The 16,062-nt window shown below is 63.8% G+C and carries 13 protein-coding genes; 8 read left to right on the plus strand and 5 right to left on the minus strand.

Annotated elements, in window-relative coordinates; genetic code table 11:
• Positions 1-90: 90 nt before the first annotated feature.
• Complete coding sequence (locus tag AC0L2Z_RS18960; RefSeq protein WP_287174118.1) at positions 91-1,680, plus strand: trimethylamine methyltransferase family protein; 1,590 nt, start codon at positions 91-93, stop codon at positions 1,678-1,680.
• A gap of 181 nt (positions 1,681-1,861) precedes the next feature.
• On the opposite strand, the gene AC0L2Z_RS18965 is transcribed toward AC0L2Z_RS18960, so the two are convergent.
• From AC0L2Z_RS18965 to AC0L2Z_RS18975, 3 genes are all read right to left on the minus strand, one after another.
• Positions 1,862-2,260: a hypothetical protein gene (locus AC0L2Z_RS18965; RefSeq protein WP_287066908.1), complete on the minus strand. Its 399-nt coding sequence runs from the start codon at positions 2,258-2,260 to the stop codon at positions 1,862-1,864.
• Between the two features lie 184 nt (positions 2,261-2,444).
• Positions 2,445-3,872, minus strand: coding sequence for a chromate efflux transporter (gene chrA, locus AC0L2Z_RS18970; protein WP_084833904.1), 1,428 nt, complete (start codon positions 3,870-3,872; stop codon positions 2,445-2,447).
• The gene (locus AC0L2Z_RS18975) at positions 3,869-4,687 is read right to left on the minus strand and encodes a chromate resistance protein ChrB domain-containing protein (RefSeq protein ID WP_473628998.1); all 819 of its coding nucleotides are present in this window, start codon (positions 4,685-4,687) and stop codon (positions 3,869-3,871) included. The genes chrA and AC0L2Z_RS18975 overlap by 4 nt, the downstream gene beginning before the upstream one ends.
• 187 nt (positions 4,688-4,874) lie before the next feature.
• On the opposite strand from AC0L2Z_RS18975, the gene AC0L2Z_RS18980 reads away from it, so the two are divergent.
• Positions 4,875-5,294 carry a GFA family protein gene (locus AC0L2Z_RS18980; protein WP_023802886.1) on the plus strand — a complete coding sequence of 140 codons (420 nt, stop codon included), beginning with the start codon at positions 4,875-4,877 and terminating at the stop codon, positions 5,292-5,294.
• Positions 5,295-5,473: 179 nt separating this feature from the next.
• Here the strand turns inward: AC0L2Z_RS18980 and AC0L2Z_RS18985 are convergent, their stop codons facing one another.
• Positions 5,474-7,279, minus strand: a complete 1,806-nt coding sequence (locus AC0L2Z_RS18985; RefSeq protein ID WP_128174072.1) for an IlvD/Edd family dehydratase — start codon at positions 7,277-7,279, stop codon at positions 5,474-5,476.
• Positions 7,280-7,436: 157 nt separating this feature from the next.
• Between AC0L2Z_RS18985 and AC0L2Z_RS18990 the strand changes: the two genes are divergently transcribed.
• A complete protein-coding gene (locus AC0L2Z_RS18990; RefSeq protein ID WP_473628999.1) occupies positions 7,437-7,898 on the plus strand; it encodes an SRPBCC family protein in 462 nt (153 codons plus the stop codon).
• A gap of 140 nt (positions 7,899-8,038) precedes the next feature.
• Here the strand turns inward: AC0L2Z_RS18990 and AC0L2Z_RS18995 are convergent, their stop codons facing one another.
• Positions 8,039-9,232 (minus strand): Mrp/NBP35 family ATP-binding protein, encoded by a 1,194-nt coding sequence (locus AC0L2Z_RS18995; RefSeq protein WP_128168292.1) that lies wholly within the window; start codon positions 9,230-9,232, stop codon positions 8,039-8,041.
• Between the two features lie 236 nt (positions 9,233-9,468).
• On the opposite strand from AC0L2Z_RS18995, the gene AC0L2Z_RS19000 reads away from it, so the two are divergent.
• The 5 genes from AC0L2Z_RS19000 to fdhF all read left to right on the plus strand — a co-directional run bounded on the left by AC0L2Z_RS19000 (position 9,469) and on the right by fdhF (position 15,894).
• Positions 9,469-9,846, plus strand: coding sequence for a VOC family protein (locus tag AC0L2Z_RS19000; RefSeq protein WP_023802882.1), 378 nt, complete (start codon positions 9,469-9,471; stop codon positions 9,844-9,846).
• 97 nt (positions 9,847-9,943) lie between these two features.
• Positions 9,944-10,843 (plus strand): LysR family transcriptional regulator, encoded by a 900-nt coding sequence (locus AC0L2Z_RS19005; protein WP_027151624.1) that lies wholly within the window; start codon positions 9,944-9,946, stop codon positions 10,841-10,843.
• A 131-nt stretch (positions 10,844-10,974) separates the two neighbouring features.
• On the plus strand, positions 10,975-11,454 hold the full coding sequence (locus AC0L2Z_RS19010) for a formate dehydrogenase subunit gamma (protein ID WP_473629000.1): 480 nt from the start codon (positions 10,975-10,977) through the stop codon (positions 11,452-11,454).
• Positions 11,451-13,007, plus strand: coding sequence for a formate dehydrogenase beta subunit (locus tag AC0L2Z_RS19015; protein ID WP_473629001.1), 1,557 nt, complete (start codon positions 11,451-11,453; stop codon positions 13,005-13,007). Before AC0L2Z_RS19010 ends, AC0L2Z_RS19015 begins: the two co-directional genes overlap by 4 nt.
• A gap of 10 nt (positions 13,008-13,017) precedes the next feature.
• Positions 13,018-15,894, plus strand: coding sequence for a formate dehydrogenase subunit alpha (fdhF, locus tag AC0L2Z_RS19020; protein ID WP_473629002.1), 2,877 nt, complete (start codon positions 13,018-13,020; stop codon positions 15,892-15,894).
• Positions 15,895-16,062: the final 168 nt, after the last annotated feature.

Below are 16,062 nucleotides of genomic sequence, written 5' to 3' on the forward strand. Positions count from 1 at the left end.
CTAAGGGGGACGAAGCGGACGATGGTGGACCAACCACCTGGTGGACCAACCACCGCCGCCCGCTTCGCAGCTAAAGGTGGAGTGCCTCCCATGTCAGTGGCTGTTGAGAAGCCGGATACGCCCTCGGACCAGCGTTCGCGGCGTTCCGGCGGGCGCGAAGCGCGTCGCGCCATGCGGGCAGCACCCCTTGCCGACGATATCAAGCCGGTGCGCGCCGGCCTTGAAGGCGGAAGCTACGGACCGCTCAGCGAAAACGACCGCGAGCGCATTCACGAAGCGGTGCTGACGCTGCTTGAGACGGTCGGCTTCGCCAATGCCATCCCCTCCTGCATCGAGGCGCTGACCGAGGCCGGCGCCACGCTCGGCGAGGACGGCCGCATCCGTTTTCCGCGCGCGCTCGTCCTCGACACCATCAAGAAAGCGGCGCGCCATTTCACCCTGCATGGCCAGGATCCCAAGCACGACATGCTGATCCAGGGCAAGCGCGTGCATTACGGCACGGCGGGCGCCGCGGTGCATCTGGTCGACGTCGAGAAGCGCTGTTATCGCGAGTCGCTGCTGCAGGACATCTATGACGCCGCCCGCATCGTCGAAGGGCTCGACAACATCCATTTCTTCCAGCGGCCGATGGTGCCGCGCGACATCCCCGATCCGCTCGATATGGATTTCAACACGCTTTACGCCTGCGTGATGGGCACGTCGAAGCATGTCGGCACATCCTTCACGGTGCGCGAGAACGTCAAGCCGGCGCTCGACATGCTTTATGCGATTGCCGGCGGCGAAGAGAATTTTCGCGCCCGGCCTTTCGTCTCCAATTCGAACTGTTTTGTCGTGCCGCCGATGAAGTTTGCCGAGGATGCCTGCGGCGTGCTCGAGGCCTGCGTCGAAGGCGGCATTCCGATCCTGCTGCTGTCGGCCGGCCAGGCGGGCGCCACGGCGCCGGCGGCGATCGCCGGTGCGGTGGTGCAAGCGGTGGCCGAGGTGCTCGCCGGCCTCGTCTATGTCAACGCCATCAAGCCTGGCCATCCGGCGATCTTCGGCACCTGGCCGTTCGTCTCCGACCTCAGGACCGGCGCCATGTCCGGCGGCTCGGCCGAGCAAGCGGTGCTGACCGCTGCCTGCGCCCAGATGGCGCAATTCTACGACCTGCCGGGCGGTTCGGCCGCCGGCATGACGGACTCGAAACTGCCCGACATTCAGTCCGGTTACGAAAAGGGCATCACCGATGTGATGGCCGGCCTTGCCGGCCTCAACCTCGTCTACGAATCGGCCGGCATGCACGCCTCGCTGCTCGGCTTTTGCCTGGAAAGCCTGATCATCGACAACGACATGCTCGGCCATTGCCTGCGCTGCGTGCGCGGCATCGAGGTGACCGATGAGTCGCTGTCGATAGACACCATCGCCGACGTTTGCCTGAAGGGGCCGGGTCATTACCTCGGCAACGAGCAGACACTGCGGCTGATGCAGACGGAATATTTCTATCCGGCGGTCGGCGACCGCTTTTCGCCGAAGGAATGGAACGAGAAAGGCAGGCCTGACATCCTGCAGCGGGCGATCATCGAGAAGAAACGCATCCTCGCCGAGCGCTTCCCGCGCCACGTGCCGAAGCCGGTCGACGACAAGTTGCGGGCCCGCTTCGGCAATCTGATCCAACTGCCGCGCAGCGGCATGGGCGGCTGAAGACGGTTCCCGTCAAAACGGTCAGAGCCTAATCCATCCCGACAAAATCGGGATGGGGCGCTACCTCTTTATTTGACCATGATCTTTTCCGAAAACCGGGCTCCACTTTTCGGGATCATGGTCTAGTCTGTTTGACCATGATCTTTTCCGAAAACCGGGCTCCACTTTTCGGGATCATGGTCTAGTCGGCGCTCAACCCGTAGCGGTCGACGACCTCGCCACTGATCAGCTTGGCATGCAGCGTCATCAGTATGATTTGCGCATCGAAGCTGTCGCCGGCCTCGAGTGCCGCCTCGAGCCGGCGCTCCGCATCCAGCCTATGTCGAAGGCCGTTGGATTGCTCGAATGCTTCCGGCCCGGCAATACAATAGCCAAGCAGCTGCGCCACCGGCGGGTAGGCTTGTGGCGGCGGCTCGTCGGGCCAGTGGTCCTTCATCAGATTGACGATGGTGAGCTTTGCTCCCTCCGGCACAAGGGCGGGATGAAGGTCAACGTCGCGTAACGCGGCGTCGAGTTGTCTGAGGTCGCCTGAACGGCCGAACATTCCAAGGAAGCCTAGGGAGGAACGTCGTCTCGCCATGATTTTCCTATCCGAATGCCCGAAACCGCAGCGAAGCGCCGTCCGCAGGCAGCCGCTAAAGCGCGTCGCATTTGATCCGGCCGCATGCGACGCGCTTTAGGTTGTTGTTTTATGCATGTCGTTATCGCAAAATCGCTGGACACGCTCGGGTCAGGCCCGAGGGCATGCTTTTGCGCGACATGCATTAACCACTCGCTGCCAGCAACAGAACACCGGCGAGGGCCGATCCCGCAAGCGTCGGCAGCATGCCGATCTTCAGCTTCAGAATGGCGATCATGGCAGCACATGACAGCAGCGCCGCGCGCCAGTCGATCGACGAGAGCACCGGCACGTCGGTTCCAAGCCCGACGTTGCGCACCTCGCCGAAGATGACGTGCAAGCCGAACCACAGAGCGAGATTCATGATGACGCCGACGACGGCGGCGGTGATCGCGCCCAGCGCCGCCGACAGCGCCTTGTTGTCGCGCAGGGATTCGATATAGGGCGCGCCGAGGAATATCCAGAAGAAGCAAGGCGTGAACGTCGCCCACAGGGTGAGCATCGCCCCTAGCGATCCGGCAAGCAGCGGGCTCAACGATCCGGATTGGCGGAACGCGGCCAGAAAGCCGACGAACTGCAGGACGAGTATGAGTGGACCCGGCGTGGTTTCGGCAAGCCCGAGGCCATCGACCATCTCACCGGGTGCGAGCCAGCCGAAGGACTCGACCGCTGCCTGCGCGACATAGGCAAGGACTGCGTAGGCGCCGCCGAAGGTGACGACCGCCATGACGCTGAAGAAGCCGCCGATCTGCGTCCACACGCTGGCGGATCCGGTGAACGCCCAGATCAGCAGCACCGGCCCGAGCCAGATCGGCAGCCAGATCGCGACGGTGCGCGGCGCATGCCATCGCGTCGGCCTGACGTGGGCCAGCTCGCCGCGCTCGAACATCAGGTCGACCGCGCCCTTGATGTCGGGAACCGCGTCCTTGCCGTGCGCCGCGCCGGAAAAAAGCGCCGGCGCAACACGATTGCCAATCCAGCCCGCCAGGCCGGCAAGCAGGACGATGAGCGGAAACGGCATGTTCAATGCATAGATGGCGATGAAGGCGGCGAGCGCGATCGAAACCATGACCCGGTTCTTCAGGGCACGACGTCCGATCCGGATCATCGCCTCGATCACGATGGCGAGCACGGCCGCCTTTACCCCGAAAAACAGTGCCTCGACGAGCGGAGCGTCGCCATACAGCGCATAGAGGATGCTCAAGGTGAGCATCACAAGCGCGCCCGGCGCGACGAACAGGATGCCGGCGACCAGGCCGCCGATCGTCCGGTGCAGCAGCCAGCCGATATAGATGGCGAGTTGCTGGGCTTCAGGGCCGGGCAGCAGCATGCAGTAGTTCAACGCATGCAGGAAACGTTGCTCGCCGATCCAACGCCGTTCCTCGACCAATTCCCTGTGCATGAGCGCGATCTGGCCGGCCGGCCCGCCGAAGCTGAGCAGGCCGATTTTCGCCCAGAGTTTTACGCCTTCACGGAAGCTTGGCGCAGCCGGCGCTTCGACGATCTCGGCCGTTTTTCCCAAAGCCCCCGTTTTGTCAGAAGCCCCCGTTTTGTCAGAAGCCGGGGCGCTCATGATGGCTTGCTCGCGCTTGGCCAATTGTGCGTCTCCTCGGTGGCATCGCGGCACCATCGGAAAAACGCGTCGTAGAGCAGCATGCCTGCCTCCAGCTGTTCCAGATCGTCGCGAAACATCCGCGACAGGCCAAGCGAGGCGGCCAGGAATCCGGCTGCCTGGGGAACCAAATCGAGGCGTGCGGTATCGGCGGCGCGCACGATCATGGCCAGGCGGTCGAGCGCCTCGGATTCGAGCCCGAACTCTTCGATCATCGTGTCGAAGGTGCAGCGTTCGTCCCGGTGAGTCCAGAACACATTGTCGATGTCGAAAGGCACGGCCTGAAAGCGGTCCGCAACGGCCGACACTTCGGCCGCCTCGACAAAGAGGAAGACCGCGCCCGAATCGATGAAGCGCCTGATCAGCCAGGGGCAGGCGATGCGATCGACCTTCGGGCGGCTCCGCGTCACCCACACGGTGCGGCCCCTTTCGTCGCGGGGCGGTATCTTGCCGGCATTGATCAAAGGCCCCTTGGCATCGCGCCAGGCCTCGAACCCGCCTTCGAGGGATTCGGCGGCAATGCCTTCATGCCGCAGCCATGCGGCCACGCCTTGCGAGAGCTTTTGCCCTCTTTGGCAGACGACCATCACTCGGCTGCCGGCGAATTCGGATGCCCAGGTCGAGACGGTTTTGAAATCACGCCGGTTTGAGGCCGGCAGCAGGCGCGGATCGGCGCTGTAATCCTCTTCGATGCGAACATCGATGATCGCGGGCGCGCCCGGCAGACCAATCAGACGGGACAGTTGCGATACGGTGATAGCGGTTGTCGACGGCATGGCGTCCACCTCCTTGAGAGAGAAGCTTGGACGCGAACGTTGGGCTGACGCCTCACGGGGTCGTCGCGATGCACCCCTTGCCATGATCGTGGATTTGTCGCGCCCGCTTGTCAAGCGCCATGCCTGGAGCAAAGGATGCTCTGGCTCCGGCGGGCGGCGGAGCCAGGACATGTTTGGGAGGAAACCCATGAAAAAGACCTATCACGGCAGCTGCCATTGCGGTGCAGTGCGTTTCGAAGCCGAAATCGACCTCGCTGAGGGCATCCGCAAATGCAATTGCAGCTTCTGCTGGAAACTCGGCTACCGGAAATCCTTCGCCGCCTATGAGGCAGTGCGGGTGACGGACGGCCGCGACCGGATGCGGGAGTACAAGGCGACGCCGTCGAACTGGCCGGAAGGCGACATCAACCACTATATGTGCCCGAACTGCGGCGCGAATTTTCTCTCGCGCGGCTATCTCGATTTCATGGGCGGGAATTTCTGGGCGGTGAACGTCGCCTGCCTCGACGACGTCACCGAAGAGGAACTCGCCGCAGCCCCAATCGTCTACGAGGACGGCAAGCACGACAGGCAGGACCAGACGCCTGAGATTGTTGGCTATTTATAGGCGCTTGGGTGCGGCTTGGCGCTCTTCCTTCTCCCCTTGTGGGAGAAGGTGGATCGGCGCGCAGCGACGAGCCGGATGAGGGGTGCTGGACGGAGTGCGTCGGTGCCAAGCTGGAGCACCCCTCATCCGTCGCCTTCGGCGACACCTCCCACAAGGGGAGAAGGCAAAGAAAGACGCGTTCAGTGATTGTCCCGCGGCACGCCTGCGGTGTGCGCCACATCCTGGTATTTCACCGCGGGCTTCAGCACCATTCCTTCGGAGAACTGGTCGACCATGCCGCGCTGGATCTCCTGCCATGGGGTCTGGTGCTTGGGGTAGCGATAGCCGCCACTGTTCTGCAGCTCGGCGCGCCGGCGCGTAATCTCGTCATCGGTGACGAGAATGTCGGCAGTGCCCTTGCGCAGGTCGATGCGGACGCGGTCGCCGGTCTTCAACAGCGCCAGCCCGCCGCCTATGGCGGCTTCGGGCGAGGCGTTGAGGATCGACGGCGAGCCCGACGTGCCTGACTGGCGGCCGTCGCCGATGCAGGCCAGCGCATGGATGCCCTTCTTGATGAGATGGGCCGGCGGCTGCATGTTGACGACTTCGGCGCCGCCGGGATAACCGATCGGGCCGGCGCCACGCATGAACAGGATGGTGTGCTCGTCGATGCCTTGCGCCGGGTCGTCGATGCGGGCGTGGTAGTCCTCTGGCCCGTCGAAGACCATGGCGTTGCCCTCGAAGGCCTCGGGGTCGTTCGGGTTCGACAGATAGCGCTCGCGGAATTCGGGCGAGATGCCGCTGGTCTTCATGATCGCCGAATCGAACAGATTACCCCTAAGATTGATGAAACCGGCATTGTCCTTCAGCGGCTCGGCGACGGTGCGGATAACATCGAGATTCTCGTTGACGGCCGCGCTGCAATTGGCGCCGATCGTCTTGCCGTTGACCGTCATGGCGTCGGGATGAGGCAACAGCCCGGCCTTCATCAGTTCGGCCACCACCGCCGGCACACCGCCGGCATGGTGATAGTCCTCGCCGAGATACTCGCCCGACGGCTGCAGGTTGACAATGAGCGGTATCTGGAGGCCGACCGTCTGCCAATCGTCATTGTCGAGCGGCACGCCGAGATGGCGGGCGATGGCGTTGAGGTGGATCGGCGCGTTGGTCGAGCCGCCGATGGCCGAGTTGACGACGATGGCGTTCTCGAAGGCCTGGCGGGTCATGACGTCTGAGGGTTTCAAGTCCTCATGCACCATGTCGACGATGCGCTTTCCCGTCTCATAGGCGATCTGGCCGCGCTCGCGGTAGGGCGCCGGAATGGCGGCCGAGCCCGGCAGCTGCATGCCGAGGGCCTCGGCCAGCGAGTTCATGGTGGTGGCGGTGCCCATGGTGTTGCAATAGCCGGTGGACGGCGCCGAAGAGGCGACGATGTCCATGAACTCGTCATAGCCGATCTCGCCGGCCGACAGGCGCTGGCGCGATTCCCAGACGATGGTGCCGGAGCCGGTGCGCTTGCCCTTGTGCCAGCCGTTGAGCATCGGGCCGACCGACAGCGCGATAGCCGGAATGTTGACGGTGGCGGCGGCCATCAGCAGGGCCGGCGTCGTCTTGTCGCAGCCGATGGTGAGCACGACGCCGTCGAGCGGATAGCCGTAGAGCACCTCGACCAGGCCGAGATAGGCGAGGTTGCGGTCGAGTGCGGCGGTCGGGCGTTTGCCCGTCTCCTGGATCGGGTGGCACGGGAACTCGAAAGGGATGCCGCCCATCGAGACGATGCCCTCACGCACGCGCTTGGCCAGTTCGAGATGATGGCGGTTGCAGGGCGACAGATCCGAGCCGGTCTGGGCGATGCCGATCAGCGGCTTGCCCGACATCAGTTCGGCACGCGTCAGCCCGTAATTCAGGTAGCGCTCGAGGTAAAGCGCCGTCATCCCCGGATTGTCCGGATTGTCGAACCACTCCTGCGAGCGAAATTTCTTTTTCTGCGTGGGGGCGCCGGCCATCATGGTCTCCGTATTTGTATGACAAATCGATATGACAACGCGCGAGAGCAGGCAAGAGGCACGCGCCATCCGATTCCGGACTTTGGTGCGATAGACATGTGTTTACCCCCACGCTAGACCGGATCGGGGTTTGTCAATTCGTATCCGGGAGATTTTGATGGCTTTGGTTATCGAAGGCGAGGAACGCATCGCCGCACCCTTGCAAAAGGTGTGGGAGGCGCTGAACGACCCGGACGTTCTGAGGCAGACCATTCCGGGCTGCCAGAGCCTCGAAAAGAAGTCGGACACCGAGATGGCGGCGACCGTGGTGGTCAAGATCGGCCCGATCAAGGCGACGTTCAACGGCGAGGTGACGCTCAGGAATCTCAACCCGCCGCATTCCTACACCATCCAGGGCGAGGGCAAGGGCGGCATCGCCGGCTTCGCCAAAGGCGGCGCCGATGTGACGCTGACCGCCGATGGCCCGGAGGCGACGATTCTCAGATATGCGGCCAAGGCCGATGTCGGCGGCAAGATCGCCCAGCTCGGCAGCCGTCTGATCGAATCGACATCGAAGAAACTGGCCGGACAGTTTTTTTCGAGCTTTGGCGACAAGGTGGGCGGCTCCCCTCGCCCTTGAGGGGAGGGTGCCGCGCGAAGCGGGCGGGAGGGGTCGCCTCAACCGGCTCGACCTACAACTGGCGTTGACCAAGAAAGGTGGAGTGCGTCGCCACCGACCCCACCCGGCCCTGCGGGCCACCCACCCCTCAAGGGGGAGGATCACTCAAAAACGATGTTCGGCACGGCGGCTTCGGCCGCGCCGCGTTCTTCCTTGACCCTGCCCCAGACGTTCGCGGCGATGTCGCGGTAGATCTTGGCCTCGGCGCTGTCGGGCTTGGAGACCACCACCGGCGTGCCGGCATCCGAGCTTTCGCGGATGCCCATTTCGAGCGGCACTTCGCCGAGGAAGGAGACGCCGAGACGCTCGGCCTCGCGGCGCGCGCCGCCATGGCCGAAGATGTCGTAGCGCTTGCCGGTGTCGGGGGCGAGGAAATAGCTCATATTCTCGACGATGCCCAACACCGGCACGTCGACCTTCCTGAACATGTTGAGGCCTTTTCGCGCATCGATCAGGGCCAGATCCTGCGGCGTCGAGACGATGACGGCGCCGGCCAGCGGCACCTGCTGGGCCATGGTCAGCTGCGCGTCGCCGGTGCCGGGCGGCATGTCGACGACGAGCACGTCGAGCGGACCCCATTCGACCTCGCGCAACATTTGCGTCAATGCCGACATCACCATCGGCCCGCGCCAGATCATTGGCGTCTCCTCATCGACGAGGAAGCCCATCGACATCACCTTCAGGCCGTAATTCTCCATCGGCTTCAGGACCTTGCCGTCGACCGTCTGCGGCCGGCCATGGATGTTGAGCAGCCGCGGCATCGACGGGCCGTAGATGTCGGCGTCGAGCACGCCGACCCTCAGGCCGTTGGCGGCGAGGCCAAGCGCGATATTGACGGCAGTGGTCGACTTGCCGACGCCGCCCTTGCCGGAAGCGACAGCGATGATCGCCTCGATGCCGGGCACCCCGCGCTTGCCCTGACTGTGCGAGGCCGGAGCGTGCGGAGCCGGACGCGGCGCGGCAGCGGGTGCGGCCGGCGGTACGGGCCTGGTGGCAGGCCTTTGCGGAACCGGAGCCTCCATGCCGCCACCCTTCTTTTCCGCCGTCAGGGCGACCACGGCGCCGGCGACACCCGGGATCGCCTTGACGACACGCTCGGCGGCGGCACGCAGCGGCTCCATCTCCTGGGCCCGGGCAGCCGGCACGGTGATCGAAAAGAAAACCTTGGCATCGGCAATGAAAATCTCGGAGACCATGCCGAGGTCGACGATGTTGCCGGTGAAGTCCGGTCCGTTGACCGTCTTCAGGCGCTCGATGACGATTTCCTTGGTGACGTTTTCCTGGACGGCGGGCATCAGCTTTTCCTCTGCTTTTACGCCTGAGATAGTGCAGTTCCCGAACAGAACCAAGCGGCGGAACGACACGCACGGGCGTGGCTGCAAAGACTTGCGTCCGTTTGTCGGTCTTGCAGAGGACGAAACGTCTTTAGGGAAGAAGCACGCCGATCGCACAGGCTGCGTCGCCTGAAGACGAAGCAGCCCTATCTTTGCAGGCTTCGGACGTGCTCGCCCGCAAGCAAAGGAGACCAATCATGCTCGCAAACAGCAACGCAACGGCCAATCTCGCGGTGAAGGACCTGGCCAAGGCCAAGGCCTTCTATGAAGACGTTCTGGGGCTGACGGAGGTTCACAACGAGGGTGGCGAACTGATCGTCTACAAATGCGGCGACACCAGCATCAATGTCTATCGCTCGCAATTCGCCGGAACCAACAAGGCGACGGCGGTGACCTGGATGGTCGGCGACGAGATCGACACCATCGTCAAGGCGCTGAAATCGAAAGGCGTTGTCTTCGAGCACTACGAGATGCCGGGCCTGAAGCTGGAAGGCGACATCCATGTCGGCTACGGCATGAAGGTCGCATGGTTCAAGGATCCTGACGGCAACATTCTGAACTTGGTCGACAGCTAGGCCTGGACGGCGGCGAAGCTTCGGCCGCAATGAGGATTCGCCAGGCAAAAACAGCATGCATCTGGCGCAGCCTCACTCGGCCGGGTAGCGTCCGCTCATGATCGACAAGCTGGAATTCTTCATCGCGCTGGCCAGGGAGGAGCATTTCGGCCGGGCGGCGGAGGTGTGCGGCGTCACCCAGCCGACGCTTTCGGCCGGCATCAAGCAGCTGGAGGGCCAGCTCGGCGTGATGCTGGTTCTGCGCGGCTCGCGCTTCCAGGGGCTGACGCCGGAGGGAGAACAGGTGCTGGCGTGGGCGCGCCGCATCGTCGGCGATACCCGCACCATGCGCGAAGAGATGCGGGCGGCGCGTCACGGCCTTTCGGGGCGCATCCGCATCGCCGCCATCCCGACGGCGCTGGCCATGGTGGCGCGGCTGACGACGCCTTTTCGGGCAAAACATCCCGGCGTCACCTTCTCGGTGCTGTCGCGCACCTCGATCGAGGTGCTGTCGCTGCTCGGCAATTTCGACATCGACGCCGGCATCACCTATCTCGACAACGAGCCGCTGGGGCGGGTGACCAGCGTGCCGCTCTATGACGAGCGCTATCAGCTGATCACCGCGATCGGAAACCCCTATTCCGACCGCGACAAAGTGACATGGGCGGAGCTCAGCCAGCTGCCGCTCTGCCTGTTGACGCCGGACATGCAGAACCGCCGCATCATCGACCAGCATTTGGCCGAAGCCGGCACGCAGGTGCGGCCGACACTCGAATCCAATTCGATGATCGTGCTGTTCTCGCATATCCGTACCGGAAAATGGTCGTCGATCATGCCGCTCAACCTCTCGGAAACATTCGGCTTTTCCGAGCCGATCCGGGCCATTCCGATCGTCGAGCCGGACGCCAGCCACACCGTCGGGCTGGTGGCGACGTTGCGCGAGCCGCACACCCCGCTGGTCTCGGCGCTGCTGGACGAGGCAATGGCGCTGGCAGACGATTTCCGCGCCCGCCACTGAGCTAGAGATTGCAGGCTGGACGGCATCGATAGAAGATTTCTATCGAGCAACGGATCAGCTTTATTGATTTGGCGGGTTTCCTCCGATTTCCTAGGCACTTAGCGGATTACTACGACCAGGGAGGGCGCTGCATGATCATGCAGCCTGCAAGTACCGAGATCGCGTCGCGCACGGCGGCGATCGTTCAGGAGTTGAAGGGCCTCGAAGGCCCGCTGTTGCCGATCCTCCACGGCATCCAGGAAGAGTTTGGCCATGTGCCGCATGACGCGCTGCCGGTCATCGCCGAAGCGCTGAACATCTCCAAGGCGGAGGTGCACGGCGTCGTCACCTTCTACCACGATTACCGCAGCCGGCCGGCCGGCCGGCATGTGCTGAAGCTCTGCCAAGCCGAAGCCTGCCAATCGATGGGCTCGGACGCGATTGCCGCCAAGCTCAAGCAATTGCTGGGCATCGGCTTCCACGAGACGGCCCGCGACGGTTCGGTGACGCTAGAGCCGGTCTATTGCCTCGGCCTTTGCGCCTGCGCGCCATCGGCGATGCTGGACGGCGAGGTGATCGGCCGGCTCGATGACGAAAAACTCGACGAGATCGTAGCCAAGGTGCGCTCATGATCCCGCGCATCTATATTCCCGGCGATTCCGGCGCGCTGGCGCTCGGTGCGGAAAAGGTCGCCAAGGCGATTGAGAAGGAATTGGCCGATCGCGGCATCGAGGCCAAGATCGTGCGCAACGGTTCGCGCGGCGCCTATTTCCTCGAGCCGATGGTCGAGGTGGCGACAGAAAATGGCCGTGTCGCCTATGGGCCGGTGAAGCCATCCGATGTCAAAAGCCTGTTCGACAGCGGCTTCCTCACCGGCGGTCACCACAAGCGCTGGCTGGGCGCGCCCGACAAGATCCCGTTCCTGGCCAGGCAGACGCGCCTGACCTTCGCGCGCTGCGGCGTCATCAATCCGCTGTCGCTTGATCACTACAAGGCGCATGGCGGACTGAAGGGCCTGCAGAACGCCGTGGCGATGGCTCCGGCCGACATCGTCAAGCAGGTCACCGAGTCGGGCCTGCGGGGTCGCGGCGGCGCGGGCTTCCCGACCGGCATTAAATGGAAGACGGTGCTCGATACGATCGCCGACAAAAAGTACATCGTCTGCAATGCCGACGAGGGCGACAGCGCCACCTTCGCCGACCGCATGATCATGGAGGGCGATCCCTTCGTGCTGATCGAGGGAATGGCAATCGCCGGTGTCGCCACCGGGGCAACCAAGGGCTTTGTCTATATCCGCTCGGAGTATCCGCATGCGGTGGCGATGATGCAAAAGGCGGTCGAGGCCGCCCGCAAGGCCGGCCTGCTCGGCCTCAACGTGCTGGGCTCGCCCCACGCCTTCGACATGGAAATCCGCATCGGCGCCGGCGCCTATGTCTGCGGCGAGGAAACCTCGCTGCTCAACAGCCTCGAAGGCAAGCGCGGCGTCGTTCGCGCCAAGCCGCCACTGCCGGCCATCCAGGGCCTGTTCGGCAAGCCGACGGTGATCAACAACGTCATCTCGCTGGCCTCGGTGCCTGTCATCATGGACAAGGGTGCTGCCTTCTACAAGGATTTCGGCATGGGCCGCTCGCGCGGCACCATTCCGATCCAGATCGCCGGCAATGTCAGATATGGCGGCCTTTTCGAGGCGGCGTTCGGCATGACGCTTGGCGAGATCGTCGACGACATCGGCGGCGGCACGGCGACTGGACGGCCGGTCAAAGCGGTGCAGGTCGGCGGCCCTCTGGGTGCCTACTTCCCACGCTCCCTGTTCGACACGCCCTTCGACTACGAAGCCTTCGCCGCCAAGGACGGGCTGATCGGCCACGCCGGCATCACCGTCTTCGACGACACCGCCGACATGCTGAAGCAGGCGCGCTTCGCCATGGAGTTCTGCGCCATCGAGAGCTGCGGCAAGTGCACGCCCTGCCGCATCGGCTCGACACGCGGCGTCGAGACGATCGACAAGATCGCCAGGGGTAGCGAGCCGGAAAAGCAGATCGAGCTGGTGACGGACCTCTGTAACACGATGAAGTTCGGTTCGCTCTGCGCGCTGGGTGGCTTCACGCCTTATCCGGTGATGAGCGCAATCAACCACTTCCGCGAAGATTTCAAGCCGGCGCCAGTCGCCGAAGCAGCAGAATAGGAACCTCGCGATGGGTCTCATTCAGGAAATCGACTACGGCACGCCGGCCTCGACGTCCGAGAAGCAGGTGACGCTGACCGTCGACGGCTTCACCGTCACCGTGCCGGAAGGCACATCCATCATGCGCGCCTCGATGGAGGCCGGCATTGCCATCCCGAAACTTTGCGCCACCGATATGGTCGACGCCTTCGGCTCCTGCCGGCTCTGCCTGGTCGAGATCGACGGCCGCAACGGCACGCCCTCCTCCTGCACGACGCCGGTGGCGCCGGGCATGGTCGTGCACACCCAGACCGGTCGGCTGAAGGACATCCGCCGCGGCGTGATGGAGCTCTACATCTCCGACCATCCGCTCGACTGCCTGACCTGTGCGGCCAATGGCGACTGCGAATTGCAGACGCAGGCCGGCGTCGTCGGCCTGCGCGACGTGCGCTACGGCTATGAGGGCGACAACCACGTCTTCAAGAAGAACGACGGCGCCGAAAACTTCAAATGGATGGCGAAGGACGAGTCCAACCCATACTTCACCTATGATCCATCGAAATGCATCGTCTGCTCGCGCTGTGTGCGCGCCTGCGAGGAGGTGCAAGGCACATTCGCGCTGACCATCGAGGGCCGCGGCTTCGAAAGCCGTGTGTCGCCCGGCATGCACCAGCTTTTCATCGACAGCGAGTGCGTGTCCTGCGGCGCCTGTGTGCAGGCCTGCCCGACGGCGACGCTTTCCGAGAAATCGGTGATCAAGATCGGCCAGCCCGAGCATTCGGTCGTCACCACCTGCGCCTATTGCGGCGTCGGCTGCTCGTTCAAGGCCGAAATGCGCGGCGACGAGCTGGTGCGCATGGTGCCCTACAAGGACGGCAAGGCGAACCGTGGCCATAGCTGCGTCAAGGGCCGTTTTGCCTACGGCTACTCGACCCACAAGGAGCGCATCCTCAATCCGATGATCCGCGAAAAGGTCACCGATCCATGGCGCGAGGTGTCGTGGGAGGAAGCGCTGACCCACACCGCCAACGAGTTCCGCCGCATCCAGTACCAGTATGGCCGCACCTCGATCGGCGGCATCACCTCGTCGCGCTGCACGAATGAGGAAACCTATCTGGTGCAGAAGCTGATCCGCCAGGGTTTCCGCAACAACAATGTCGATACCTGCGCCCGCGTCTGCCATTCGCCGACCGGCTATGGCCTTGGCCAGACTTTCGGCACCTCGGCAGGCACGCAGGATTTCGACTCGATCGAGCAGACCGATGTGGTGATGATCATCGGCGCCAATCCGACCGACGCACATCCGGTGTTTGCTTCGCGCATGAAGAAGCGGTTGCGCAAGGGCGCCAAGCTGATTGTGCTCGACCCGCGCCGCACCGACATCGTGCGCTCGGCTCATATCGAGGCGCAGCATCATCTGCCGCTGAAGCCGGGCACCAATGTCGCCGTGGTCACCGCGCTTGCCCATGTCATCGTCACCGAAGGCCTGTTCGACGAGGCCTTCATCCGCGAACGCTGCGACTGGGACGAGTTCCAGGATTGGGCGTCGTTCGTGGCGCTACCGGAAAACAGCCCTGAGGTGGTCAGCCAGCTCGCCAATGTCGATCCTGAAGAGATCCGCAGCGCCGCAAGGCTGTTTGCCGCCGGCGGCAATGGCGCGATCTATTACGGCCTCGGCGTGACCGAGCACAGCCAGGGCTCGACCACCGTCATCGCCATCGCCAATCTCGCCATGGCGACCGGCAATATCGGCCGGCCGGGCGTCGGCGTGAACCCGCTGCGCGGGCAGAACAATGTCCAGGGCTCTTGCGACATGGGCTCGTTCCCGCATGAGCTGCCCGGCTATCGCCACGTCTCCGGCGACGCGGTACGCGATATCTATGAAAGCCTGTGGGGGGTCAAACTCGACGACGAGCCCGGCCTGCGCATCCCCAACATGCTGGACGCCGCCGTCGACGGCTCGTTCAAGGGCCTCTATGTGCAGGGCGAGGACATTTTGCAGTCGGATCCCGACACCAAGCATGTCGCCGCAGGCCTTGCGGCCATGGAATGCGTGGTCGTCCACGATCTCTTCCTCAACGAGACCGCCAACTACGCGCACGTCTTCCTGCCCGGCTCGACCTTCCTCGAAAAGGACGGCACCTTCACCAATGCCGAGCGCCGCATCAACCGCGTGCGCAAGGTGATGGCGCCGCGCAACGGCTTTGCCGACTGGGAAGTGACGCAGAAGCTCGCACAGGCGATGGGGCTTGCCTGGAATTACCAGCATCCGTCCGAAATCATGGACGAGATTGCGAAGACGACGCCGAGCTTCGCCAAGGTTTCCTACGGTTATCTGGAAAGGATGGGCTCGGTGCAGTGGCCGTGCGACGAGCAGGCGCCGGAAGGCACGCCGATCATGCATATCAGCGGCTTCGTGCGCGGCAAGGGCAAATTCATCCGCACCGAATATGTGGCGACCGACGAGAGGACGGGACCGCGCTTCCCGCTGCTGCTGACCACCGGCCGCATCCTATCGCAGTACAATGTCGGCGCGCAGACCAGGCGTACCGACAATGTCATGTGGCACAGCGAGGACCGTCTCGAGATCCACCCGCATGACGCCGAAAACCGAGGTTTGCGCGACGGCGACTGGGTCCGCCTGACCAGCCGCTCCGGCGAGACGACGCTGCGCGCGCTGATCACCGACAAGGTGTCGCCTGGCGTGGTCTATACGACGTTCCACCACCCCGACACGCAGGCCAACGTCATCACCACCGACTTCTCCGACTGGGCGACCAACTGCCCGGAATACAAGGTGACGGCGGTGCAGGTCGGCGCGTCCAACGGGCCGTCGGGATGGCAGCTCGACTATGACGAGCAGGCCCGCAACAGCCGTCGCATCGCGACGCTGGAAGCAGCGGAGTAATCGTGCCGAGGCATTCGACCGAAAGCGCTTCAATCTTGACGGTTGGTCGACCCCCACTCCGTCGAGCGTAGCTCGACACCAAAACCCCCCTAGACGGGGGGGAGGAAAACGCGCGGACAACAGGCACCCATACAAAACCAACCGAGGGGGGTGAGGTGGGGCGGCGGA

This window comes from Mesorhizobium sp. WSM4850 (assembly GCF_055811735.1).

What these genes read in the sequence shown, in the direction of transcription:
- AC0L2Z_RS18960 (WP_287174118.1), top strand. Translation starts at nt 91, where the DNA reads ATGTCAGTGGCTGTTGAGAAGCCGGATACGCCCTCGGACCAGCGTTCG.
- AC0L2Z_RS18965 (WP_287066908.1), bottom strand. Translation starts at nt 2,260, where the DNA reads ATGGCGAGACGACGTTCCTCCCTAGGCTTCCTTGGAATGTTCGGCCGT.
- chrA (WP_084833904.1), bottom strand. Translation starts at nt 3,872, where the DNA reads ATGAGCGCCCCGGCTTCTGACAAAACGGGGGCTTCTGACAAAACGGGG.
- AC0L2Z_RS18975 (WP_473628998.1), bottom strand. Translation starts at nt 4,687, where the DNA reads ATGCCGTCGACAACCGCTATCACCGTATCGCAACTGTCCCGTCTGATT.
- AC0L2Z_RS18980 (WP_023802886.1), top strand. Translation starts at nt 4,875, where the DNA reads ATGAAAAAGACCTATCACGGCAGCTGCCATTGCGGTGCAGTGCGTTTC.
- AC0L2Z_RS18985 (WP_128174072.1), bottom strand. Translation starts at nt 7,279, where the DNA reads ATGGCCGGCGCCCCCACGCAGAAAAAGAAATTTCGCTCGCAGGAGTGG.
- AC0L2Z_RS18990 (WP_473628999.1), top strand. Translation starts at nt 7,437, where the DNA reads ATGGCTTTGGTTATCGAAGGCGAGGAACGCATCGCCGCACCCTTGCAA.
- AC0L2Z_RS18995 (WP_128168292.1), bottom strand. Translation starts at nt 9,232, where the DNA reads ATGCCCGCCGTCCAGGAAAACGTCACCAAGGAAATCGTCATCGAGCGC.
- AC0L2Z_RS19000 (WP_023802882.1), top strand. Translation starts at nt 9,469, where the DNA reads ATGCTCGCAAACAGCAACGCAACGGCCAATCTCGCGGTGAAGGACCTG.
- AC0L2Z_RS19005 (WP_027151624.1), top strand. Translation starts at nt 9,944, where the DNA reads ATGATCGACAAGCTGGAATTCTTCATCGCGCTGGCCAGGGAGGAGCAT.
- AC0L2Z_RS19010 (WP_473629000.1), top strand. Translation starts at nt 10,975, where the DNA reads ATGATCATGCAGCCTGCAAGTACCGAGATCGCGTCGCGCACGGCGGCG.
- AC0L2Z_RS19015 (WP_473629001.1), top strand. Translation starts at nt 11,451, where the DNA reads ATGATCCCGCGCATCTATATTCCCGGCGATTCCGGCGCGCTGGCGCTC.
- fdhF (WP_473629002.1), top strand. Translation starts at nt 13,018, where the DNA reads ATGGGTCTCATTCAGGAAATCGACTACGGCACGCCGGCCTCGACGTCC.